The sequence below is a fragment of the Streptomyces sp. CAU 1734 genome, from assembly GCF_039888735.1.
Classification (GTDB): domain Bacteria; phylum Actinomycetota; class Actinomycetes; order Streptomycetales; family Streptomycetaceae; genus Streptomyces.
The window spans coordinates 1-22,237 of the sequence record NZ_JBDQQP010000022.1; the positions used below are offsets into that span (position 1 = coordinate 1).

Here is a 22,237-nt window from a genome sequence, read left to right on the forward strand (position 1 = left end):
CACCCAGGTCAGGAGACCAAGACCCGATAAGTCAGACACACTCGCAGCCACCTGAACCACCCCCGGGACCCACTACCAAACACAGTACGCCCACCACAAAGACAACGGCATTGGGCCTAGGCCCGCAGCGCCTCCAGCTGGTCCAGGAACCACCGGCTCGGCGGCAGCGCGGTCGCCGCCTCGGTCAGCAGTCCGGTGCGCCGGGAGCGCTCCTCGGCGGGCATGGTCAGCGCCTGGTGGAGCGCGTCCGCGGTGCCCGTGATGTCGTACGGGTTGACGGTGATCGCGTACTCGCCCAGGCCCTCGTACGCCCCCGCCTCCCGCGACAGCACCAGCGCGCACCCTTCCTCGGAGACCACCGGGATCTCCTTGGCGACCAGATTCATGCCGTCGCGGATGGGGTTGACCAGCGCGACGTCCGCCAGCCGGTACGCGGCCAGGGAGCGGGCGAAGTCGTCCTTCACATGGAGGACGACCGGGGTCCAGCCCGGCGTCCCGTACTCGGTGTTGATCTCGTCGGCCAGCCGCCGCACCTGCTCGGTGTAGTCGCGGTAGACGGCGAGATCCTGCCGGGACGGGTAGGCGAAGGCGACATGGACCACGCGTTCCCGCCACTCGGGCCGGCCGGCCAGGAGATGGCGGTAGGCCAGCAGGCCGCGCACGATGTTCTTGGAGAGCTCGGTGCGGTCGACCCGCACGATGGTGCGGCGGTCCGGGCCGATCTGTTCGCGCAGGGCGGCCAGCCGGTCGTCCACGTCCGGCCGGTGCGCCCGCTCGCGCAGGAAGCCGGCGTCGGCGCCGAGCCCGTGCACCCCGATGCGGGTGCCCTTCAGCGACTCCGGGCCCAGGATCTCCGTACAGCAGCCGGCGAAGGCGTCCGCCCAGCGGCGGGTGTGGAAGCAGACGCGGTCGGCGCCGAGGAGGCCGCGCAGCAGTTGGGCCGCGATGTCGTCGGGGAGCAGCCGGAAGTAGTCGGCGGGGGCCCAGGGGGTGTGGGTGAAGTGGCCGATGCGCAGGTCGGGGCGGAGTTCGCGGAGCATCCCGGGGACGAGGGAGAGGTGGTAGTCCTGGACGAGGACGGCGGCTCCCTCCCCGGCCCGGTCGGCCAGGGCCAGGGCGAAGGAGCGGTTGTAGCTCTCGTAGGAGGCCCACTGGCGCCGGAACTCGGCGTCGAAGACGGGCTCCAGCGGGGTCTGGTAGAGAAGATGGCCGATGAACCAGAGGACCGAGTTGGCGATGCCGTTGTAGGCGTCGGCGTGGACGTCCTCGTCGATGTCGAGCATCAGGGTGCCGGGCTCGGCGACCCCGCGCCGCACCGCCTCGCGGTCGCCGTCGCCGAGGGCGGCGCAGACCCAGAGGGTGTCGGCGCCGGATCCGATGGCGGAGAGCCCGGAGACCAGGCCGCCGCCGCCGCGCCGGGTCTCCAGGGTGCCGTCGTCGTGCAGGGTGTACGAGACCGGGCCCCGGTTGGAGGCGACGAGCACCGAGGCGCGGGGCGCGGCCCCGGTGTCCGGCCCGTCGTCCCGGGTTCCGGACGGGTTTCCGGAGTGGATCCGGTCGTTGGCTGAGTCCTCGGAGGCCATGGAGCGAAACCTAGCCCGTCCCGGGAACCCTCAAACGTGCGTACGCCTCCGGTTGGCTCACTCCCGCCCCTGGGGTCTCCCTTCTCCGCGCGCGCTTCTCACGCCGCGCGCCGTGCCGCGTACTCGCCGATCTCCCGCATCGGCGGGCGCTCCTCGGTGTCGACGGGGTGGGTGCGCGGTACGAATCCGTCCTCGCCGCGTTCGAACTGGGTCAGCTCGGGCCGGACCAGACTCCCCCGGGAGAGCCGGAGTTGGGCGGTCCGGTAGATCGCGGCGGCCATCCGGCCCAGCGCCTGTCCGTCCTGGTGGCGGTGTTTGCGGGAGCCGACGTCGACCTGTGCCAGCGCGTCGAGGCCCACCGTGTGCAGCGCGTCCACCAGCAGGCCGAGCTCCACTCCGTATCCGACGGGGAAGCGCAGCCGCTCCAGCAGGGTGCGCCGGGCCGCGTACTCGCCGCCCAGCGGCTGGACGAATCCGGCGAGCTGCGGCCAGTGCAGATTGAGCAGCGGGCGGGCCACCAGCTCGGTCACCCGGCCGCCCTGTCCGGGGGCCGTGCCGAGCGGCCGGTCGTACATCGCCTTGACGAACTGCACCTCGGGGTCGGTGAGCAGCGGTCCGACGATCCCGGAGACGAAGTCCGCGGAGAAGTCGCGCAGGTCGGCGTCGATGAAGCAGACGATGTCGCCGCGGGTCACCAGCAGGGAGCGCCACAGCACCTCGCCCTTGCCGGGGACGGCGGGGATACGGGGCAGTACGGCGTCCCGGTGCACCACGCGCGCGCCGGCGGCGGCCGCCGCCTCGGCGGTGCGGTCGGTGGAGCCGGAGTCGATCACCACCAGCTCGTCCACCAGCCCGGACGGCCCCATCAGCGCCCGGCGGATCTCGGCGACGATGTCGCCGACCGTCTCCTGCTCGTTCAGCGCGGGCAGCACCACACTCACCGTGGTGCCGCGCTTGGCGGCCCTCAGCACGTCCAGCGGGCGGTCGGCCGCCGTCCAGGAACGCCTGGTCAGCCAGCGTTCCACCTCTTCGAGCACCTTTGCCCACTCCCCAGTGCGCCGCCGACGGCGACGCGGTTGTTACCTTCGTCTCGTCGTTCGGACGACTATCTCAACCATCCAAACCTTCGGTTACAGTCTTGAACAACACGGAACCCCGGCGCATGTCGGGGTGGCGTGATCACTGGTTAAACAATCAAATACCGCTCATCCAGAGGGGCAGAGGGATACGGCCCGTTGAAGCCCCGGCAACCCTCCAGCCGGTCTCCGTCACCGATCGTGAATCGCGATCATGTGGTGCGAGGCTCCCGGCTCGGGAAGGTGCCAAATCCGTCTCATGGCGAAGTGCGCCATGAGGAAGATGAGGAGAAAGGGCCTCCCCTCCATGGCTGCGCAGACTGTCGCCACCACCGAAACCTCCACCTCCCCGGACCTGGGTCCCGCCGCGGCGCTTTCCTGCCGCGAGTGCGGAGAGCGTTTCGAACTCGGCCCGATCTTTGCCTGTTCGTCCTGTTTCGGCCCCCTCGAAGTCGCCTACAACCTGCCCGAGGGCGACCCCGAGTCGCTGCGGAAGCGGATCGAGGCCGGCCCGGACAACATCTGGCGGTACGCACCACTGCTGCCCGTCCCCGCCGATGTGGCCGGGAAGCCGAGTCTCAACCCCGGCTTCACCAAGCTGGTCAAGGCCGACAACCTCGCCCGCGAGCTGGGCGTCACCGGCGGTCTCTTCATCAAGGACGACTCCGGCAACCCGACCCACTCCTTCAAGGACCGGGTCGTCGCCATCGCCGTCGAGGCCGCCCGCGCCTTCGGCTTCACCACTCTCTCCTGCTCCTCCACCGGCAATCTCGCCGGCGCGGTCGGCGCGGCCGCGGCCCGTGCGGGCTTCCGCTCGTGTGTCTTCATCCCGCACGACCTGGAGCAGGGCAAGGTCGTGATGGCCGCCGTCTACGGCGGTGAGCTGGTCGGCATCGAGGGCAATTACGACGATGTGAACCGCTTCTGCTCCGAGCTGATCGGCGACTCCCTCGGCGAGGGCTGGGGCTTTGTCAATGTCAATCTGCGCCCGTACTACGGCGAGGGCTCCAAGACCCTGGCGTACGAGATCTGCGAGCAGCTCGGCTGGCGGCTGCCGGACCAGATCGTGATCCCGATCGCCTCGGGCTCCCAGCTCACCAAGATCGACAAGGGGCTCCAGGAGCTGATCAGGCTCGGCCTGGTCGAGGACCGCCCGTACAAGATCTTCGGCGCCCAGGCCGAGGGCTGCTCGCCGGTGTCGGCGGCCTACAAGGCCGGTCACGACGTCGTGCGGCCGGTGAAGCCCGACACCATCGCCAAGTCGCTGGCGATCGGCAACCCGGCGGACGGTCCGTATGTCCTGGACATCGCCCGCCGCACGGGCGGCGCGGTGGAGGATGTCACCGATGAGGAGATCGTGGACGCGATCAAGCTGCTGGCCCGGACCGAGGGCATCTTCGCCGAGACCGCGGGCGGGGTGACCGTGGGAGTGACCCGGAAGCTGATCGAGGCCGGGGCGCTCGACCCGGCGCTGACCACGGTGGTCCTCAACACCGGTGACGGCCTCAAGACCCTGGACGCCGTCGCCCCGACCACCGGCCCCACCGCGACCATCCGCCCCAGCCTGGACGCGTTCCGCGACGCCGGTCTGGCCCACTGAAACCCCTGGGAGATCTGAAGATGAGCGTCAACGTCCGCATCCCGACCATTCTCCGCACCTACACCGGCGGCAAGGCGGAGGTCCCGGCCGAGGGTGCGACCCTCTCCGAGGTGATCACGGACCTGGAGAAGAACCACACCGGGATCGCCGCCCGGGTCCTGGACGACCAGGGCAAGCTCCGCCGCTTCGTCAATGTGTATGTGAACGACGACGACGTCCGTTTCGCCCAGGGTCTCGACACCGCCACGCCGGACGGCGCCGGCATCTCGATCATCCCCGCCGTCGCGGGCGGCTGAGCCCGGCCGGCGTCTACGCAACGTCACCTCGATTGCCCCCTCCGCAATAGAAACGGAGGGGGCAATTCCATAGGGTTGAGCACGCTACAGTTGGGGAACGCGCCGTCGATGCGCCCGCCGGGCTACATATGAGAATGCGCCCGCGCACGACAAGAAACAGCCAATGTGCCTGCTTGGTTTGTCTCTTACGTCTTTTTTGCCCGGCCCGACTTGCCCCGGAATTTCTTGAATTCGGGCCAATTACCCCTTCGCCGAGGCCGGGATTTCTCGTCCGATTGACCTGTTGCAGAGGGCAGTTGGACAGATACATTCAGCCGCGGTCGACGCGTTCCGGCGCACACCGCCAATGACTCACCGCCGCTGGCGGGGAGTTGAAGCCGGTGGAGGTCTGACCCGGGTCCGCGAGGTGCGGTCCTGCGCAAGGGCCAGTAATAGGGGAGTTAGGCATGGCTCAGGGCACCGTCAAGTGGTTCAACGCGGAGAAGGGCTACGGCTTCATCGCGGTCGACGGTGGTGCGGATGTATTCGTCCACTACAGCGCGATTCAAATGGACGGATACCGCACCCTGGAGGAGGGTCAGCGAGTCGAGTTCGAGATCTCACAGGGGCAGAAGGGCCCGCAGGCTGACATGGTCAAGCTCGCGGTCTGAATCTGCGAACATCTGCGACGCGATCGGCCACCGACGCGCTCACGCATGTGGGGTCCGCATCCCGGTCACGGGGTGCGGACCCCACATGTGTGCGGCCCACAAACAGAGAGTGTCCGGGACAGAGAGTGTCCGGGCCCGGACGCGGCGCGTGACGCGGCCGTGCGGCGCGGCCCCGCGCCCGGCCGCATCGCGTGCACGGTCCCTGCGGCCCCGCGTCCGCCGACCCGCCCGCCCCGCCGGCGCGAGCACCCCGCCTGCCGCCGGTCATGCGCGCGCACCCGCCCCGGCACCGTCCCGCTCCGGCCGTTCCGGCCGCCACCGCGCCGAACACGGGGCCGAAGAGCGTGGGGCGGGCCGAATGGACCGGGCCAGTCGCACCCGGCCGCACAACGGCCCGGGCAGGGCGCCCCACCTGCCGCGACCGCCCGTGAGAGACCGCCCGCACCCGGCTTGAACCCGGTGCGGAGGGTCCTGTTCCGGGGGAAGGCGCTTGCACTCGGAGGGGGCGAGTGCTAATCATTGGCGTTAGCACTCTCCCAGTGAGAGTGCCACATATGGACCGGGTCGGTGAGGCCCGCACGCCGCACGGGGCATGACCCGCACGGTGGGCAGGCCGTCCGTCGCGGGCGCCAGCGCGGTCCGCCAGAGCTTCCCACCCAGTCCGTGGAGGACACTTCACATGGCAAAGATCATCGCGTTCGACGAGGAGGCACGGCGCGGCCTTGAGCGCGGGATGAACCAGCTCGCCGACGCCGTCAAGGTCACCCTCGGTCCCAAGGGCCGGAATGTCGTCCTTGAGAAGAAGTGGGGCGCGCCCACGATCACCAACGATGGTGTGTCCATCGCCAAGGAGATCGAGCTGGAGGACCCGTACGAGAAGATCGGCGCCGAGCTGGTCAAGGAAGTCGCCAAGAAGACGGATGACGTCGCCGGCGACGGTACGACCACCGCGACCGTTCTGGCTCAGGCGCTCGTCCGCGAGGGTCTGCGCAATGTCGCCGCCGGTGCCAACCCGATGGCCCTGAAGCGCGGTATCGAGAAGGCCGTCGAGGCCGTCTCGGGTGCGCTGCTGGAGCAGGCGAAGGATGTGGAGACCAAGGAGCAGATTGCCTCCACCGCCTCCATCTCCGCCGCTGACACCCAGATCGGCGAGCTCATCGCCGAGGCCATGGACAAGGTCGGCAAGGAAGGCGTCATCACCGTCGAGGAGTCCCAGACCTTCGGTCTGGAGCTGGAGCTCACCGAGGGTATGCGCTTCGACAAGGGCTACATCTCGGCGTACTTCGCCACCGACATGGAGCGTATGGAGGCGTCCCTGGACGACCCGTACATCCTGATCGTGAACTCCAAGGTCGGCAACGTGAAGGACCTCCTTCCGCTGCTGGAGAAGGTCATGCAGTCCGGCAAGCCGCTGCTGATCATCGCCGAGGACGTCGAGGGCGAGGCCCTGTCCACGCTGGTCGTGAACAAGATCCGCGGCACCTTCAAGTCCGTCGCCGTCAAGGCCCCGGGCTTCGGCGACCGCCGCAAGGCCATGCTGAACGACATCGCCATCCTCACCGGCGGCACGGTCATCTCGGAAGAGGTCGGCCTCAAGCTGGAGAACGCCGGTCTCGACCTGCTGGGCCGCGCCCGCAAGGTCGTCATCACCAAGGACGAGACGACCATCGTCGACGGCTCCGGTGACAGCGACCAGGTCGCCGGGCGGGTCAACCAGATCCGTGCCGAGATCGAGAACTCCGACTCGGACTACGACCGCGAGAAGCTCCAGGAGCGTCTGGCGAAGCTGGCCGGCGGCGTGGCCGTCATCAAGGCCGGTGCCGCGACCGAGGTCGAGCTCAAGGAGCGCAAGCACCGCATCGAGGACGCCGTTCGCAATGCGAAGGCGGCCGTCGAGGAGGGCATCGTCGCCGGTGGCGGCGTCGCGCTCATCCAGGCTTCCTCGGTCTTCGAGAAGCTGGACCTCGAAGGTGACGAGGCGACCGGCGCCAACGCCGTGCGGCTCGCCCTGGAGGCCCCGCTCAAGCAGATCGCCGTCAATGGCGGTCTCGAGGGCGGCGTCATCGTCGAGAAGGTGCGCAACCTTCCCATCGGTCACGGCCTCAACGCCGCGACGGGTGAGTACGTCGACATGATCGCCGAGGGCATCATCGACCCGGCGAAGGTGACGCGTTCCGCGCTGCAGAACGCCGCGTCGATCGCCGCGCTCTTCCTCACCACCGAGGCCGTCATCGCCGACAAGCCGGAGAAGGCCGCCGCGGGCGGCGCTCCGGGCGGTATGCCGGGCGGAGACATGGACTTCTGATCCCCCGGGATCGGTAGTTCCGCAGTACGCCGAAGGGCGGCACCCCTGATCAGGGTGCCGCCCTTCGTCTGTGTCCGGTCCGCGCGGCGACGGCACCCGCCCGGGCCGGGTCCGCCCGGCCCGGGGGAAGTCGGGCCGGCGGAAGCGGAGGATCTGCGCAGTCGCGGCGGGCCCGCGCGGGACCCGCCGGCGATCGGCCCGGACACCCGGAACGGAACCGGGTGCCCGGGGCCGGACCGCGTACCCGGGGCCGCACCGGACACCCGTGACCGGACCCGGCTCACTCGGACCCGGCGCGCCCGATCGTGCCGGGCGCACCCGATCAGAACCGGCGCGCCCGATCAGCGCACATCGACGAAGTCACCGCCGGTGGCGGCCGAGTTGAAGTGCTTGGTGTCGCCGAAGTACCGGATAAGCCAGTGGCCGTCCCGGTGCGCCCTGGCCTTCAGCGAGACCCGGCCCTTGGAGTCGGCGGTGCCGGAGGTGACCTTCTGCCAGCTGTCCCACTCCTTGTCCTTGAACCAGAGCTGGACCTTGGCCTTGCTCAGCGCCTTCCAGGCGGCGTTCGAGGCCGGCCGGGCCTGCACCGTACCGGTGACCGTGACGGTCTTCCCGTACTTCACCGGCTCCGGCGAGGCGTTGACGGAGGCCACCCTGGTCAGATCGCGGTGCAGCCGGACGGGCGCGGTGACGCTCTCCAGATACCCCTCGTTGCCGAGAGCGCGGAGCCGGAACCAGGCCCCCGAGGTCGAGTTGCCCTCAATCCGGACGGAGTACGGGCGTCCGGGGTCCGTGTCCATGGCGCCGATGGACTTCCAGCCGGCCTTGCCGTCCGCCGACCGTTCGAGATGAACGGTCTGGTACATGTTCGGCACCTCGCCCGACTGGTACCGGAGCCGCGCCGAGGCCCAGACCGATGCCCGGCCCTCGGCGTTCAGCGCGAGCGAGGTCGCCTTGAGCACGGTCTCGGCGGGCACCTCCAGCTTCCCCTGGGCGGATCCGCTGAGGAAACCGTCGACCGGCAGTGCCTTCCAGCCGCTCAGCCGGGCGTCGGTGACACCCTTGACCGAGGCGGTGAAACGGCCGTCGCCGTCCGTGGTGACGGTCTGTCCGTACCGGGCGTCATAGCCGAGGCCGACCCGCAGGACGACACCCGCCGCCAGCTCCTGCCCGTACAGCGCACGGCCGGTGACCGTCGCGGTCTGGCCGGGCAGCAGCCGGGTGCGGTCGGCGGCGCCGGTCACCGTGATCTGCCGGGTCAGAATGTGGTGAACGCTCCTACTGGTGTTGGTCTCACCGCTGACCTGCGCGTTCTTCTCCGTATACGCGATCTTGAAGACATCGCCCAGGCCGGTGACCGGGAAGTCGGGCGCGGTGAATTCGCCGCTCTCGGAGGTCACCGCGGAGTGTGTGGTGTCGGTGGAGCCGGTCCGGACGATCCGAAGATCGCGGCCGGGCAGCCCGACCGCGTCCCCGGAGCCGGGCTGCACCCCGTAGAGCCGGCCCTTGGGCCGGACCACGCGCTCCTGCCAGCTGGGGCTGTCGAACTGGAAGCCGATCACGGGCCGCAGCGTGAAGTCGAGGGTGCCCGCGTCGGTGCGGGTGACGGTGTTGCCCTTGGTGTCGGTCGCGGTGACGTCGATCGCGTACCGGCCGAGGGCGGGGATGGAGCCGCCGTCCTCGGTGAGCCTGAGCGCGGACGCGACCGGCACCCGGTACCGGCCCTTGATGAAGGTGCCCTCCAGGGCGGCCACCTCGCCGATCACCGAGGCACCGTCCCGGATCCGCGCGGAGACCGAGGCGATGGCCGCCCCCGGCGCGTCGGTCCAGGCGGTGGTCTCGAAGAGCCCCCGGGCGTCGGGGACGGTGACGGCGGCGCCGATGCCCACCGCCGTCGCGGCGGCGGACCGCGCGGCGGGCGCGGCGGCCGGGGAATCGGCGGCCAGCGCCGGGGCGGCGCCGGCCGCAAGGGAGAGGGCGGCGACCGACGCGACGAGGGAGAGGGCGACCCCGCCGCGGCTTCTCTCGTCAGCGCGCATTGATGTAGGTCACCTTTGTCTCGTTGTAGAAGTAGCCGTTGGCGGGTTCCGTGACCACGGCCCAGTGGCCGTCCCCGTAGACCTTGCCCTTGAGCTTGTACTTGCCGCCGCTGCCGGACTTGCCCTTGACGACCCAGTACCACTCGCTCTCGCCCTTGAAGCGGAAGAGCACGGTCAGCTTGGCGCCGCTGTAGGGCTGCCATTTGCCGTTGACCTGGCGCTGGAGGGTGCCCGACGCGGTCAGGTTGGTGTTCAGCGACGGCCGGGTCGGCGAGAACTTGGCGCCGGTGAAGCGCACCGGCTTGCGGGCCTGGTGGATCGCCGGGCTCGCGACGGCGAGCAGCCGGTCCGACTCGGCGTGGTGCACCCGGTAGAAGGCGCTGACATAGCCGAGGGTGCGGATGTCGAAGCTGCACCGGTTGTGGTCGTCGAACTGCGGCTTGGCGTGCCGCAGGTTGTACCAGTTGCGCCCGTCGAAGGAGTGCTGGAGCGTCACCGTGTCGTAGTTGCAGTTCGGGCCGGTGAACTTGCCGGTGGCCTTGACCTCGCCGAACGGGTCGAGCGCGATCTTGACCCCGCTCAGGGTGGCCTTCTGCGGAACGGCGATCTCGGAGGCGTCCGCCGGCAGCTTGGCGAAGTACCCGGAGGGTTTGACGAAGGTGTGGACGGAACCGCTGTGCACCGCCTTCGCCGTATAGCTGAAGGTGCCGTCGGCCGCCGCGGTGCCCTTGCCCATCAGGCCGCTGACCGTGTGTTCCCGCTCATCGGGCGGGCTGGTGGCGGAGAGCATCTGCGCCCCGGCGAAGGGCTGCCAGCCCTCGTCGGTCAGCCGCTCGACCCGCCCGGTGACCTTGACCGGCTGCCCCGCGTGCACCCGGCGTTTGTCGGTCCGCGCCTCGACGCGGTAGCGCGTCCAGTCGGCCGTCAGCACGGGTACGGGACGGGCGTCCAGCGGATCGGTGTCGGCGGCGGGCTCGGTCACCTCGGCGGTGCCGTCGCGCACCTCGCCGTTGAGGGTGACCGGCAGCCGGAAGGTGCCGCCGTCGCCGGTGACCGCGGTCACCGTCTGGTTCCGCGCGTCCCACCAGGTCGGCGAGGTGGTCCTCAGGACCACCTTCACCTTGGTGCCCGCACGGGCGGGAGCGGTCGTCCCGGTGACCGGGTCATAGGTGGTCGCCGCGCCCGAGAGAACGGCCGCCGGGTTGTCGTAGTCGGTGCCCGGGCGGTCGAAGGAGAGCTCGCTGACACCGGTGTGCAGGCGGTATCCGAAGGTGCCGCCGTTCCAGGTGCGCGCGGGACCGCCGGATATCCGGTACTCGACACGGACCGGGTAGTCGCCGTAGGCGGTGCCCTCGGGCAGCCGCAGCGGTTCGGCGGTGCTCCAGAGAGAACCCCAGTTCTCCTTCTGGACGAGCTGATCGGTGGAGACGAGAACAGCCGCGTCCGGCGCGCTGGAGGCGAGCACGCTCACCTTCACCCACAGGGTGTTGTACGGCAGCCCGACTTCGAGTCGTCCGCCGTCCAGGGTGGCCACACGGCTGACATCCGCCGCCGTCGCCGACGCGGCCGGCGCGGCCACGAGTACGGGTGCCGCGACACCCGCCGAGAGTGCGAAAACCGCTGCCGTGCGCACCAGGCTGTACGGCAGCGAGCGCTTCGAGCGCGTCAAAGGACCCCCCACAGGTCGGAAGAGCGGCCTCGCACCGGAAAGGGCGGGCCGCACCGCGACCCCGCGAGAGTGCGGCGGTCGCGTGGAAGAACGATAGCTGTGGTACGCAAGTGGTTACCGGGTGGGCCCGCCCGATGTCCCGGTCCCCGTGATCGGGCCGCTGTGGGGGCGCCGCCGAGACCGCCGAGGTGACCTGCGCGGCAACTGCGCGCGGCACTCGGGACGGCCGCCCCGGCCGCTCACCGCGGCCCGGCTTCCGTCATGAACGTGACATGCGGGACGTCGGCACGCAATTATCACCGGGTGATGGTGCCGTGAAACCTCACCGGACCACTCACCGGACCACTCATCAGGCCACTCACCGAACCACTCACCGGGCCGCCGTGCCATGAGTGTCGCCGGTGCCGCGGTCATCATCACGGCCCCTCCCTGACGTGTCTCTCCGGCCGCAGGGCAAAATGTGCCGGAAGGCCCCCGGTCACCGGAGACGGCCCGTCAGTTCCCGCCCCGGGACCGCCCATAGCCGGTCCCGGCCCCTCCCCCGTACGCCCGGAGAACGATTCCCGCAGCTCGCCTCCCCTCCCGGAGTCGGAGAAAGGTCCGACCCGGCGGGGGTTTTCCACGTATCCGGGGCACGGGAGAGTGCGCGGGAGAGTTCGATTCACCCGAGATTCACGAAGAGAAGGATCGCCTGAATGAAGCGACGACGGCTTGCGCCCGTGCTGGCAGTGAGCGTCATGGCGACACTCGCCCCCGGACTCGCCGCCGCTCCGGCATCCGCTGCGAGCCCGCTGGATTCGTACGTCCAGCAGAAGCTGGCCTGGAAGCGCTGTTCTCCGGATGCCCCCGCGGCCCTCCAGTGCGCGACACTGCGCGTGCCGCTGGACTACCAGCGCCCCAGCGGCCCGAAGATGAACATCGCGATATCCCGGCTGAAGAGCGCGGTCCCGGCCAAGCGGCACGGTGTGCTGCTCTCCAACCCCGGCGGTCCCGGCGGCTCCGGCATAGCCATGCCGCTGATGCTGAACGAGGCCATGCCCAAGTCGGTGAAGGAGAAGTACGACCTCATCGGCTTCGACCCCCGCGGTGTGGGGCTCAGCTCCCCGCTCGGCTGCGGTCTCTCCGACAAGGACATGGTCTGGCCGCGGCCGTACAAGGCCAAGACCTTCACCAAGGACACCCAGTGGGCCAAGCTGGTGGCCCGCAAGTGCGAGAAGTACAACGCCGACACGCTGGCGCACATCAACACCGCCAACACCGCACAGGACATGGACCTGCTCCGCGCGGTCCTGCGCGAGGAGAAGATCTCCTACCTGGGTTACTCCTACGGCACCCAGCTCGGCGCCGTCTACACCCAGATGTTCCCCAGCCGCGCCGACCGGTTCATCCTGGACAGCTCGGTGGACCCCAAGCTCGCCTGGCGCGGCATGCTCCAGGTGTGGGCGGAGGGCGCGGAGCCCGCGTTCGACCGCTGGACCGAGTGGACCGCGAAGAGGTCCGCGACGTACAAGCTGGGCACCACCCCGGCCGCGGTCCGCAAGACCTTCTGGGACCTGGTGAAGCAGGTCGAGAAGAAGCCGATCGTGGTCGACGGCGAGACCATCACCGCCGATGACATCCGGTACCACCTGCGGGCCGAGTTCTTCACGCCGAAGACCGCCGCCGCGATGGTGGTGGAGGTGAAGAAGGCCGCCGCCGGCAAGAAGTCGACGGCCAAGCGGCTCCTCGGCTCGGCGGAGAAGCCCGGCCTGTACACCCGGACGACCGAGGCGGTGCGCTCCTCCCTGATGCCGGGCGGAATCCCGTACGACAACTCGGACGCGGTGTTCTGGGCGGTGGCCTGCGGTGACAACACGGCCGCCTGGCCGGCGGACCGTATGCAGTACGCCGCCGACGCGACCCGGGACAAGGCGCGCTGGCCGCTCTTCGGCGACTTCGGCTCGAACATCAAGCCGTGCGCGTCCTGGAAGCCGGCGGCTCCCGGCGTCACGGTGGACAACAGTGTCCCCGCGCTGATCATCCAGAACGAGTGGGACTCGCAGACCCCGCTGTCGACCGCGATCGGCATGCGCCAGGCGCTGAAGGGCTCCCGGCTGGTGACGGTCGACGAGGGCGAGGGCCACGGCGTCTACCTCTTCGGCGGGAACGCCTGCGCCAACAAGGCGGGCAGCGCGTACCTGCTCAACGGCAAGCTCCAGGCGAACGACTCGACGTGCAAGGCCGGCCCGTCCGGCGCGGCCCGTCACTCGGCCGACCCGATCGCGCCGTCGCCGTTCCCGCAGAACCCGAACCGGTTCTGATCCCGCTCCGGAACACCTTCTGACCATCGCGCTCCGGTTCCGCGACCGCGCGGGGCCGGAGCACCGGTGGGAGGGATGGGGCTACGAGGAGTAGTCCTTGAGCTTGTCGGTGTGGAGGGTGAACCCGACCGGACCGGGAAGCTCGACATCCTCGCCGTAGGAGAAGGACGGGGCCTGAAGATAGGTCCCGTCCTTCGGCTCGCTGTGCACGACCAGGGTGTTGGTCTTCCGGTCGACGAGGAGATACACGGGGATGCCGGCCTCGGCGTATCCGGCGCGCTTCTCGCTGCGGTCGCGGCGGTCCGTGTCGGAGTCGTGGGAGGTGATCTCCACGGTCATGAGGACACCGTCGGGGTGGGACCATTCGCCCTGCCCCGCGAAGTGCGCCACGGGCGCGAGCACGCCATCGGGCCGGGCCCGACCCGCGCGGTACGCCTCAACGGCCAGCCCTTGATCCGGATGGAGATCCAGATCGGGCCGATGCTGAATGCACTGCCTGAGCAGCCACATGAAGATCGCCCCGTGGTCGCCGTCCGGCATGGGCTTGACCTCTAGCTTTCCCTTGATGAATTCGAGCGTCACGGTCTCCGGGGCGTGACGTTCGAGCTGCTCGAAGTCCTCAACGGACATCTGGCCGCCCTGGGCGGTGCTGGGGGTCATGGCGTCGCCTCCTCCCCTACATCGTGCCCCGCCACGGGCCCTCACGCTCTGAACTGTCATGCATGTCCCCTCTCGGATGAGCGGCCGACCGGGCTCCTCGCTGCACAAGCACGCTAGAGCCCCGTCACCCTGCGTCGCAAGTTGATTGCCATACGTCAACCCATATGACAAACATGGCGCTTTAAACATGTCCATAGCTTGACAAATTGACCACCCCGCCACCGCCCCACCCCCTCGCGTGACACCATCACCCCCGTGCTCGATATCGGCTACTCCCTCTCCCCCCGCTTCCCCGACCCCCCGCAGACCGACTACCGCCGGGCGGACACCCACTCCCTCCGCCACGACCTCTTCTCCGGCGACGTCTACCTCGCGGACACCAAGGCTGACCGGGAAGTGTCCACAGCCTGGGGATGGGTCCCCGTACTGGACTTCGCCTGGGCGCTCTGCTCCATCGTGGAGAGCATCGACAGCGATCCGCGCGGCAGCCGGGCGGCCGGACCCCAGCGGGCCGAGCTGGACTTCACCGAGTCCGCCGACCGGATGCTGTTCGAGCGGCGCTTCGGCTGGGTGGATGTGGAGGCCGACTGGATGGCCCGCGACGAACCGCCGCTCACCTTCAGCCACAGCGAGCTGCGCCGCGAGGCTCGGGACTTTCTGCACGATCTGATCGCGGACCTCACCGACATGCACGACGGGCTCGCGGACAACCCGGTGATCTGGGATCTCCAGGCCAGGTTCCCGCGCTCCTGAACCGGGATCTCCGGCGGCGCTTGACCTCAACAAGACTTGAGGTCGGAGAGTTGTCCCCGACGGCACCCACCGGTGCCGGCACCGGCGCAACCGCCGGAACGACCTCGGCCGGGACGCGTCCCGCACCGGCCGGATCCCAGGGGAGCCCACACCATGCGCGCCATCCGCCTCCACGCCTTCGGCCCCGCCGAGAACCTCGTCCACGAGCAGGTCGAGGACCCCGTACCCGGCCCCGGCCAGGTACGGATCGCGGTCGCCGCCGCGGGTGTCCATCTGCTCGACACGGCACTGCGCGAGGGCATGGAGGGCCACCCGGCCAGCCCCGCGTCACTGCCCGCCATCCCCGGCCGGGAGGTCGCGGGCGTGGTCGACGCGCTCGGGGAGGGCACCGACGAGAGCTGGCTCGGCAAGCGGGTCGTCGCCCATATCGGCATGGGCCCCGGCGGCTACGCCGAGCTCGCCGTCACCGAGGCGGCCAGGCTCCATGAGATTCCGGGCACGCTCGGCGAGGCCGAGGCCATCGCGATGATCGGCACGGGGCGTACGGCGCTGGGCATCCTCCAGTTCACCGAACTGGGCCCCGGGGACATCGCGATCATCCCGGCGGCGGCCGGCGGCATCGGCACCCTGCTGGTGCAGTACGCGAAGAACGTCGGCGCCGTGGCCATCGGCCTGGCCGGCGGTACGGCCAAGGTCGACCGGGTCCGCGCGAACGGCGCCGACCTCGCGGTGGACTACCGGATCCCCGGCTGGGACCAGGAGGTCCGCGACTTCCTCGGCGGCCGGAAGGCCGATGTCGTCTTCGACGCGGTCGGCGGGGAGACCGGTCTCGCCGCCGTCGATCTGCTGGGCAAGGGCGGCCTGCATCTCGTCTTCGGCTGGTTCGCCGACGGCCCGCTCTCCTTCACCGAGGCGGAGCTCGCCGAGCGCGGCATCACCTCCGAGTCCGTCCTCGGCCCCGCGATGATCGAGAAGGCGGGCGGCGATGTCCGCAATCTGGAGACCCGCTCACTCGCCGAGGCCGCCGCGGGCCGGCTGCGCCCCGCCGTCCAGCGCTTCCCGCTCGCCGACGCGGCCGGCGCCCACCGGGCCATGGAGACCCGCGCCACCATGGGCAAAGTGGTCCTGATCCCCTGATCGGCACAGGGCGGGGCCGTCCGGCCCCGCCCTCGGCCCCGGCGGCCTACCGCTCCCGCCGCCCCAGCCGCGCCAGGGCGTCATCGGTCAGCCGGTAGACCGTCCACTCGTCCTGCGGCCGCGCGCCGAGGCCGCAGTAGAAGTCGATCGACGGGGTGTTCCAGTTGAGCACTCACCACCAGCCATTTTGTGCCGTGTCACGGCCCCCAGTGGACGGAGGTAAACCCTGGACGTGAACGCTGGTGGGTACCCGTGTCTTTGAGTGTCGCTTGTACCGTCGCAGTGCTCTACCTGCGGCTTTCGCATGAAACGTATGTGTCCGACTCCCTGGAGGGACAGGAAGCGGACTGTGTCCGGAAGGCCAGGGAGCTGGTGGGCCCTGACGTGGAGATCAAGGTCTTCCGGGAGGTCGTCAGCGCTTCCAAGGCCAAGGTCCGGCGTCCTGAGTTCGACGCCATGGCGGTGTACGTCCGGGAGCATCGCCCCACGCTGCTGATCGCCTGGAAGTGGGACCGGGTCTCACGCCAGGGGATCAGGCAGCTCGCGGACGTCGTGGAGCTGGTGGAGGACACCGGGGTCCGGTTCGTCTCCCTGAAGGACAACCTGGACTCCGCGAACCCCGGCTGGGTCACCCTGGCATCGTTCCTCGCGGAACAGGCCAAGGAAGAGGCCAAGAACATTCAGCTCCGTGTCGCGGCCCGACAGTTCCGCGACCGCGAAAAGGGCCGATGGGTGAAAGAGCGCCCGTTCGGCTTTGTGGTGAATGCGGACCGCCACCTGGAGCCGCACCCGACGGATGGCCCGATCGTCCGGGGCATGGTGCGGGAATTTCTGGCCGGAGGAACGCTCCGGGGAATAGCGGCCCGTGTGACAGCGGACGGGGTCCCGACTCTCCGGTACGCCAAGCGTGTGGAGAAACTGGCCCGGCTCCGTGAGGCCGGCCGCGACGAGGAAGCCGCGCACATTGAGGAGACACCGATCCGCTCCCGTGATTCCTGGGGCCTCACCACCGTTCGGCACATCCTGACGAACCCGATTCTGGCCGGGTTCATGGTCCACGACGGGAAGATCGCGGAGTCCGCCGACGGAGAGCCGATCCACGTGGGTCAGGGACTGATCACGGAAGTGGAACACCGCCGGATTCTCGCTCGTCTCAGCACCCGTAAGGGCACTGTGAAGAAGCCCGGCAAGCTCACCGGGAAAGGCTGCTCCCCCGGGCGTCCGGTCACTTTCCTGTTGGCCGGGTTCGCCAGATGCGGGGAATGCGGTGGTGCCATGGTCGGCAACCGGCGGAAGCCGCCGCGCCGATCGTTCTACCGATGCGCGGCAAAGGCGCACGGCCACCCTTGCTCCTCTTCCTCCGTCGTCGCGAACGACCTGGAGCGCCTTGTGGCGGATCGCGTCATGACTCGGCTGGCCGCGATGGAACCCGATGACCCCATGCTCCGTGCGGTCGAACAGCGCTGGCTCACGACATACGCCCCGGAGTACGACGCGGAGCGGGGAGCGTTTGAGACCAAGGCCCAGACGCTCCGGGCGCGCCTGGAGTCCCTGGAAGAGGCTCGGTGGGAGCGCGGGGAGTTCGATGATGTGGAGGGCCCGTCACGGTACGAACGACGCCGGACCCGCATCTCCGCGCAACTGGCCGCCGTGGAGGGAGCACTCTCAAAGCTGCCGGAACCGGTGATCGACCTGTCCATGTTGCTTGACCCGGAAGAGGCGGCGGAAGCCCTGTCGGCTGGAGACGGCCAAGCCCTGGAGTCCCGCCGGGCGGTTCTCGGATTGGCGCTCCAGCGGACGTACATGGTGCGGACTCCGGGCATGAAGGACCTGAGCATCCGATCCGTTTGGGCGGGCGAGGAAGACACGTACATTCCAACCCAAGCTCAGGATCATGAACTGGCGACCGCCGCTTAACGAGGGCAATCGCACATGGGCCCGTCCTCCCTCTGGGAGGGCGGGCCTTTCTCGTAACTGGATGCACATGAGAGGCACCTCACAAGAGAAGCGCTCTCCCGTAAACACTCCAGCCTTCCTCTCACGTTACGTAGCAACCGATTCGACCATCAGTTACGAAGGGGCGCGCCAAGGGGCAAATAAAGTGCCCTGGGAACCTTCTTTCTCCTGCACACATATAGAGAAGAACCTCTCCAGGGCACTTTATTTGCCCCTTGGGTGAAGTGACCGTTCCCGGCGGGACGCCGTTCCGCATCTCAAGTGTCACGACTCCCAGTTAATACCTATGGAGACGCCCCAGTTGGGCATCTTTGATCACCCCGTTGGCATCGGGAGCGCTCTGCGCGAAACATGGCCATCCAACCTCGCGTTCCGGAGCACTCCGGATCGCGGGGTTTTCGTATGCCCAGAATTCCCCTCCGGAGAACTCTTTGATCCTCGATCGCATCAACCTGACCCGCCGCCTTGTCGCCGCTCTCTGCGACGCCCTGCACCTGGCACGTGAGAGCGGAGCACACGCCCAGGCGTCGGACTTCAGCGCACTGCGTGACAAGACCGCCAAGGACCTTGGCGAGATGACGCGCAATGCCTACACCAACGGCGGTATCTCGGAGGCGGAGGCACGGGCCGCCATGCGGCCCATCTACTCCGCTCGGAATGAGATGAGCCATGGCGGTGTCTGAGCTGTCCGTGACGCCCTCAGACGGCCGTGAGACGCCCCTGACGGACCCGGCGGAGCTCAACGTGGAAGCCCTTCAGACCCGCGTGCGGGAGCTGGAGGAGGAAGAAGAGCGGCGGGCCCGCTCGGACGCCGTGGCGGCCGTCGTGAGCCGCTACCCGTACGTGACGGAGGAGATCGCCCAGGCCCTCCCTGAGGAGCTTTCGGCGGACCGCCTGGCGGCGGTGGCGAGCGCGATCAACAGGGCCATGCACACGGCTCTGAACCCGCCGGGGCACGGACGCGGCGGCCTCACCCCGTCCGGCGAGCACCGGACACCGACCTGGGGCGGCGTCTTCCAAGCCGCCCGCAAGAACCTCTGACTACTGCACCGGGAAACAACCTTGGCTCTTCTGACGACTTCAACCGGCGCGTCCGGCATAACCCCCGACGACCACGGCCCGCTCATCGTTCAGCCCGTGGAGCGGGAGAGCGTGGCGCTCCAGGTGGCCACAAAGCTGACCACGGCCAGCACCACCATTCACATCCCGATGGTGGACACGGACGCGGGCGCGTCGTTCGTGGCGGAGGGGGAGGAGATCACCCCGACGGACGCCACCCTGGGAGAACTGGAGGTCACCCCGGCCAAGATCGCGGGTCTGTCCGTCGTCTCCTCCGAACTGGCCGAGGACAGCAACCCCGACGCTCAGACCCTGGTGGGCAACGGCCTGGCCCGCTCCATCGCCCGAATCCTGGACCGCTCGTTTTTCGGCGATCTTCCGGCCCCGGCTCCCAAGGGCCTGGAGAAGGTGAATGGCGTCGGCATTGTGGACGCCGGTCCGGCCTTCACGAACACGGATGCCTTCCTGGTGGCGCTCAGCCAGGCGGAGGAGGAGGGAGCCACGCTCTCCGCGTTCGCCGCCAACCCGGTGGACGCCTTGGCCCTGGGCAAGCTCAAGCAGGCCAAGGACAGCAACGTCCCGCTTCTGGGCTCCGACCCCACCATGCCGACCCGGCGCACCATCCTGGGCGTGCCGTTGCACGTCACCAGCGCCGTGAAGGCCGGCACCGTCTGGGGCATCCCGCGCGACCGCGTACAGGTGGTGATGCGTCGGGACGTGCGCCTGGACGTGTCCACGGACGCGAAGTTCACCAGCGACCAGGTAGCCATCAAGGCCACCATGCGTATGGCGCACGCGTTCCCGCATCCGGCAGCCATTCAGCGAATCACCCTTACTGCGACACGCTGATTCGATGCCTCAGTAGGAGCTCGCTCGGGGTTTCCACCCCACAGCCGGCCATAGAGGCAGCATTCGGAGGCTGCGTGGAATCCATGCGGTCGCGTTAAGGCCGAGCATCTGGCGTCGTTGTATCGCTTTCAGGTTGGGGTAGATTCCTCTCAGCCTGACGGTTAGCAAGTGCATAGAGTTCCGCTTGAGGATATTTCAGGTTGAAATCTACCATGACTTTATTAGCTTCTTCCTTTGCGTTTACACCAGCACTGAAAATTGCCTCAACCGCCAGCACTAAAATCGCCGCTACGGTGATCATGAAAGCCTTGCGCGCTAGCCCCGAACTTACTCCCGGCTTAGCGGCGCCAGCCCATTTGAGGATATCAATTTGAGAGGAAATTAAAAGCATACACACGACCATCCAGACAAAGGATGCGGTTAAGATGTAGGGGCGTTTCTTCTTTGCGATCTTTTGCAGATAACTCGACCTGCGAAGTAGCTCTGGCGAAGATTCCACCCCGGCCCTGAGGTCTTCAATCAACTGGCCCATCACATCATGCAAATCCCTGATTTCCGCCGCGGTCCTCCGGCCCAATTTTGCCATTAGCGATGAATGCTGAACTGTGCCAACAATTAGCACAGTGGCGTTGAGCGTTGTCAGGATTGCCGCATAGTCGTTGCTCATGGCCCAGGCCATGGGTACACCTCCAAGTCCCTTCATTTTCTAGGGTACTTGATTGCCTATACGCATTTCAGGTGTTACCGCTCTGCGTGAGACTGGAGGTAGGGGGCACCTCCTGAGGTGCCCGCCGGGGCATCGAAGCGTGATAGAGGCTCGGTGTCTGTACGGGATCCAGGGTCCGCCAAGACCTCTGCCCCGCATACCGACCGTCCTTTGACCTGGGGAAATCCCTGGTGAGACCGACGGCCGCAATCACGCCCAAGAGCCTGCTCGAGGTCGACGCCGGAGAGGGAAGCCTCAGGCAGACCCCCGCCCCCTCGGTCGAAGCTCCGACACGTGGGCCCGCCGCGAGGACGACCACCTCCCTGGAGGCCCGACTGGCCCCCGACGACCGCCCCGCTACGGGGTGAGCCGTCGGGGGATTTCGCCATTCCCGGGGAACGCTGGGAAGCGCTGGGGTTGCAGCCGGCTGGGAAACAATCAGCAACGCACCTTCTTCCAGCGGATGTTGCCATCTCATCGCACATGGTGCGGGCATGAGAAACCCCGCCCGGCTGCACCGAACGGGGTTCTCAGAGCGGGGCGATCCTCAGCCCACATCAGTGCTGCGGGCTAGCGTCACCAGCCCGACGAACGCGCTGGGCGACAGCATGAGGGCCGGGCCGGTCGGGCGCTTGCTGTCCCGGACGGGGACCACGCCGGTTGCCGCTGCGACGGCGGGAGCCCACTCGACACAGTCGCCGCCATTGGCATCGCTGTAGCTGCTCTTCACCCACGTGTGTGCGGGCTGGGTTCGGGGGGTCATCGTGTGTACTCCTCAAGAGCGTTCAAGATGCGGGCCAGCGAGTGATCTCGGCCAAGGGCTTCTGCCCGTAGCCGATCGTAAATCGCCATCGCGGCGGACGTGATCTTGGGTGCCTCTTGGGGTCGTCCGCCTTGCGGACCCTCAGCATGAAGCACCATCGGCGCATCCTGAAAGGTGAGCAGCGTAAAGGGCCTGGAAGTTGCCGGTACGGCAGTATTCGGCAAGAGCTGAAGAGATACGTTCGGCCGCCGAGCGTCGTCCAGCAGGCTTTGGAGCTGGCCAGCCATCACGTGTCGTCCACCTACCTCAACCCGTAGGCAAGCCTCGTGAAGCACGACCCAAAGTTCAGGGGCCGGTGGGTCGATGCGGTCCAGGATCTCCCGCCGTGCCATGCGCGCAGCGACTTTGGCTTCCACTTGCTCTTCCGAGAGGCGGGGAACGCTCATCCCGTACAGCGCGCGTGCGTACGCGGGTGTCTGAAGCAACCCGTTGGGGCTCAGCGTCGAGTAGGCAAGGATCTGCCGCGCTCGCCGCTCGTACTGGAGGTACGGCACGAACCAAGACGGGTGGTCCCCCTCAAGGGCTTGGACGTACTGCCGGAGAAGCATCGTCCCAGTGCCGAACACACAGTCGCATCCCACGGCGAACTTCTCACTGGGCACGAGCTTGGCGCGCTCCACCTTGGACACGTAGGCCGCTGAGTAGCCAACGGCTGAACCAAGGCCAGTCGTTGTCATCTTGCGCGCCTTCCGCATCTCCCTCACGTCCGCACCGAAGGTCTCAAAGGGATTCAAAATTCCGGTGGAACCATCCTCATTCATGCTCTGACCTCACGT

At 68.3% G+C, this 22,237-nt stretch carries 19 protein-coding genes, 1 pseudogene and 1 riboswitch; of the genes and pseudogenes, 11 read left to right on the forward strand and 9 right to left on the reverse strand.

What is annotated here, in order from left to right; all coding sequences use genetic code 11:
• Positions 1-116: 116 nt before the first annotated feature.
• Complete coding sequence (locus tag AAFN69_RS31405; RefSeq protein WP_347732289.1) at positions 117-1,583, reverse strand: trehalose-6-phosphate synthase; 1,467 nt, start codon at positions 1,581-1,583, stop codon at positions 117-119.
• A gap of 98 nt (positions 1,584-1,681) precedes the next feature.
• Positions 1,682-2,620 carry a glucosyl-3-phosphoglycerate synthase gene (locus AAFN69_RS31410; protein WP_347732290.1) on the reverse strand — a complete coding sequence of 313 codons (939 nt, stop codon included), beginning with the start codon at positions 2,618-2,620 and terminating at the stop codon, positions 1,682-1,684.
• 165 nt (positions 2,621-2,785) lie between these two features.
• Positions 2,786-2,949, forward strand: a riboswitch (SAM riboswitch).
• Positions 2,950-2,966: 17 nt separating this feature from the next.
• Here AAFN69_RS31410 and thrC point away from each other — a divergent pair.
• The 4 genes from thrC (at position 2,967) to groL (ending at position 7,510) form a co-directional block, all read left to right on the forward strand.
• Complete coding sequence (thrC, locus tag AAFN69_RS31415) at positions 2,967-4,259, forward strand: threonine synthase (RefSeq protein ID WP_347732291.1); 1,293 nt, start codon at positions 2,967-2,969, stop codon at positions 4,257-4,259.
• 20 nt (positions 4,260-4,279) lie between these two features.
• Complete coding sequence (locus AAFN69_RS31420) at positions 4,280-4,555, forward strand: MoaD/ThiS family protein (protein ID WP_347732292.1); 276 nt, start codon at positions 4,280-4,282, stop codon at positions 4,553-4,555.
• 446 nt (positions 4,556-5,001) lie between these two features.
• Entirely contained in the window at positions 5,002-5,205 is a 204-nt protein-coding gene (locus AAFN69_RS31425) for a cold-shock protein (RefSeq protein ID WP_005315736.1), read from the forward strand.
• Positions 5,206-5,884: 679 nt separating this feature from the next.
• A complete protein-coding gene (gene groL, locus AAFN69_RS31430) occupies positions 5,885-7,510 on the forward strand; it encodes a chaperonin GroEL (RefSeq protein ID WP_190124892.1) in 1,626 nt (541 codons plus the stop codon).
• Between the two features lie 341 nt (positions 7,511-7,851).
• On the opposite strand, the gene AAFN69_RS31435 is transcribed toward groL, so the two are convergent.
• Both AAFN69_RS31435 and AAFN69_RS31440 read right to left on the reverse strand, forming a co-directional pair.
• Positions 7,852-9,549, reverse strand: a complete 1,698-nt coding sequence (locus AAFN69_RS31435) for a hypothetical protein (RefSeq protein WP_347732293.1) — start codon at positions 9,547-9,549, stop codon at positions 7,852-7,854.
• The gene (locus AAFN69_RS31440) at positions 9,539-11,218 is read right to left on the reverse strand and encodes a hypothetical protein (RefSeq protein WP_347732294.1); all 1,680 of its coding nucleotides are present in this window, start codon (positions 11,216-11,218) and stop codon (positions 9,539-9,541) included. The genes AAFN69_RS31435 and AAFN69_RS31440 overlap by 11 nt, the downstream gene beginning before the upstream one ends.
• Before the next feature lie 695 nt (positions 11,219-11,913).
• Here AAFN69_RS31440 and AAFN69_RS31445 point away from each other — a divergent pair.
• Entirely contained in the window at positions 11,914-13,518 is a 1,605-nt protein-coding gene (locus tag AAFN69_RS31445) for an alpha/beta hydrolase (protein WP_347732295.1), read from the forward strand.
• 81 nt (positions 13,519-13,599) lie between these two features.
• On the opposite strand, the gene AAFN69_RS31450 is transcribed toward AAFN69_RS31445, so the two are convergent.
• The gene (locus tag AAFN69_RS31450; RefSeq protein ID WP_347732296.1) at positions 13,600-14,178 is read right to left on the reverse strand and encodes a Uma2 family endonuclease; all 579 of its coding nucleotides are present in this window, start codon (positions 14,176-14,178) and stop codon (positions 13,600-13,602) included.
• Positions 14,179-14,433: 255 nt separating this feature from the next.
• On the opposite strand from AAFN69_RS31450, the gene AAFN69_RS31455 reads away from it, so the two are divergent.
• On the forward strand, positions 14,434-14,931 hold the full coding sequence (locus AAFN69_RS31455; RefSeq protein ID WP_347732297.1) for a hypothetical protein: 498 nt from the start codon (positions 14,434-14,436) through the stop codon (positions 14,929-14,931).
• A 153-nt stretch (positions 14,932-15,084) separates the two neighbouring features.
• Entirely contained in the window at positions 15,085-16,068 is a 984-nt protein-coding gene (locus AAFN69_RS31460) for a zinc-binding dehydrogenase (protein WP_347732298.1), read from the forward strand.
• A gap of 46 nt (positions 16,069-16,114) precedes the next feature.
• Here AAFN69_RS31460 and AAFN69_RS31465 read toward each other — a convergent pair.
• A pseudogene (locus AAFN69_RS31465) lies at positions 16,115-16,246 on the reverse strand (GNAT family N-acetyltransferase); the annotation flags it as partial.
• Positions 16,247-16,350: 104 nt separating this feature from the next.
• On the opposite strand from AAFN69_RS31465, the gene AAFN69_RS31470 reads away from it, so the two are divergent.
• From AAFN69_RS31470 to AAFN69_RS31485, 4 genes are all read left to right on the forward strand, one after another.
• Positions 16,351-17,985, forward strand: a complete 1,635-nt coding sequence (locus AAFN69_RS31470; RefSeq protein ID WP_347732299.1) for a recombinase family protein — start codon at positions 16,351-16,353, stop codon at positions 17,983-17,985.
• Between the two features lie 470 nt (positions 17,986-18,455).
• Complete coding sequence (locus AAFN69_RS31475; protein WP_347732300.1) at positions 18,456-18,707, forward strand: hypothetical protein; 252 nt, start codon at positions 18,456-18,458, stop codon at positions 18,705-18,707.
• Complete coding sequence (locus AAFN69_RS31480) at positions 18,700-19,065, forward strand: hypothetical protein (protein WP_347732301.1); 366 nt, start codon at positions 18,700-18,702, stop codon at positions 19,063-19,065. The genes AAFN69_RS31475 and AAFN69_RS31480 overlap by 8 nt, the downstream gene beginning before the upstream one ends.
• 21 nt (positions 19,066-19,086) lie before the next feature.
• Positions 19,087-19,932 (forward strand): phage major capsid protein, encoded by an 846-nt coding sequence (locus AAFN69_RS31485; protein WP_347732302.1) that lies wholly within the window; start codon positions 19,087-19,089, stop codon positions 19,930-19,932.
• A gap of 94 nt (positions 19,933-20,026) precedes the next feature.
• Here AAFN69_RS31485 and AAFN69_RS31490 read toward each other — a convergent pair whose 3' ends face one another.
• From AAFN69_RS31490 to AAFN69_RS31500, 3 genes are all read right to left on the reverse strand, one after another.
• On the reverse strand, positions 20,027-20,599 hold the full coding sequence (locus AAFN69_RS31490) for a hypothetical protein (protein WP_347732303.1): 573 nt from the start codon (positions 20,597-20,599) through the stop codon (positions 20,027-20,029).
• Positions 20,600-21,185: 586 nt separating this feature from the next.
• Positions 21,186-21,401 carry a DUF397 domain-containing protein gene (locus AAFN69_RS31495; protein ID WP_347732304.1) on the reverse strand — a complete coding sequence of 72 codons (216 nt, stop codon included), beginning with the start codon at positions 21,399-21,401 and terminating at the stop codon, positions 21,186-21,188.
• On the reverse strand, positions 21,398-22,222 hold the full coding sequence (locus AAFN69_RS31500) for a helix-turn-helix transcriptional regulator (RefSeq protein ID WP_347732305.1): 825 nt from the start codon (positions 22,220-22,222) through the stop codon (positions 21,398-21,400). Before AAFN69_RS31500 ends, AAFN69_RS31495 begins: the two co-directional genes overlap by 4 nt.
• Between the last annotated feature and the right edge of the window lie 15 nt (positions 22,223-22,237).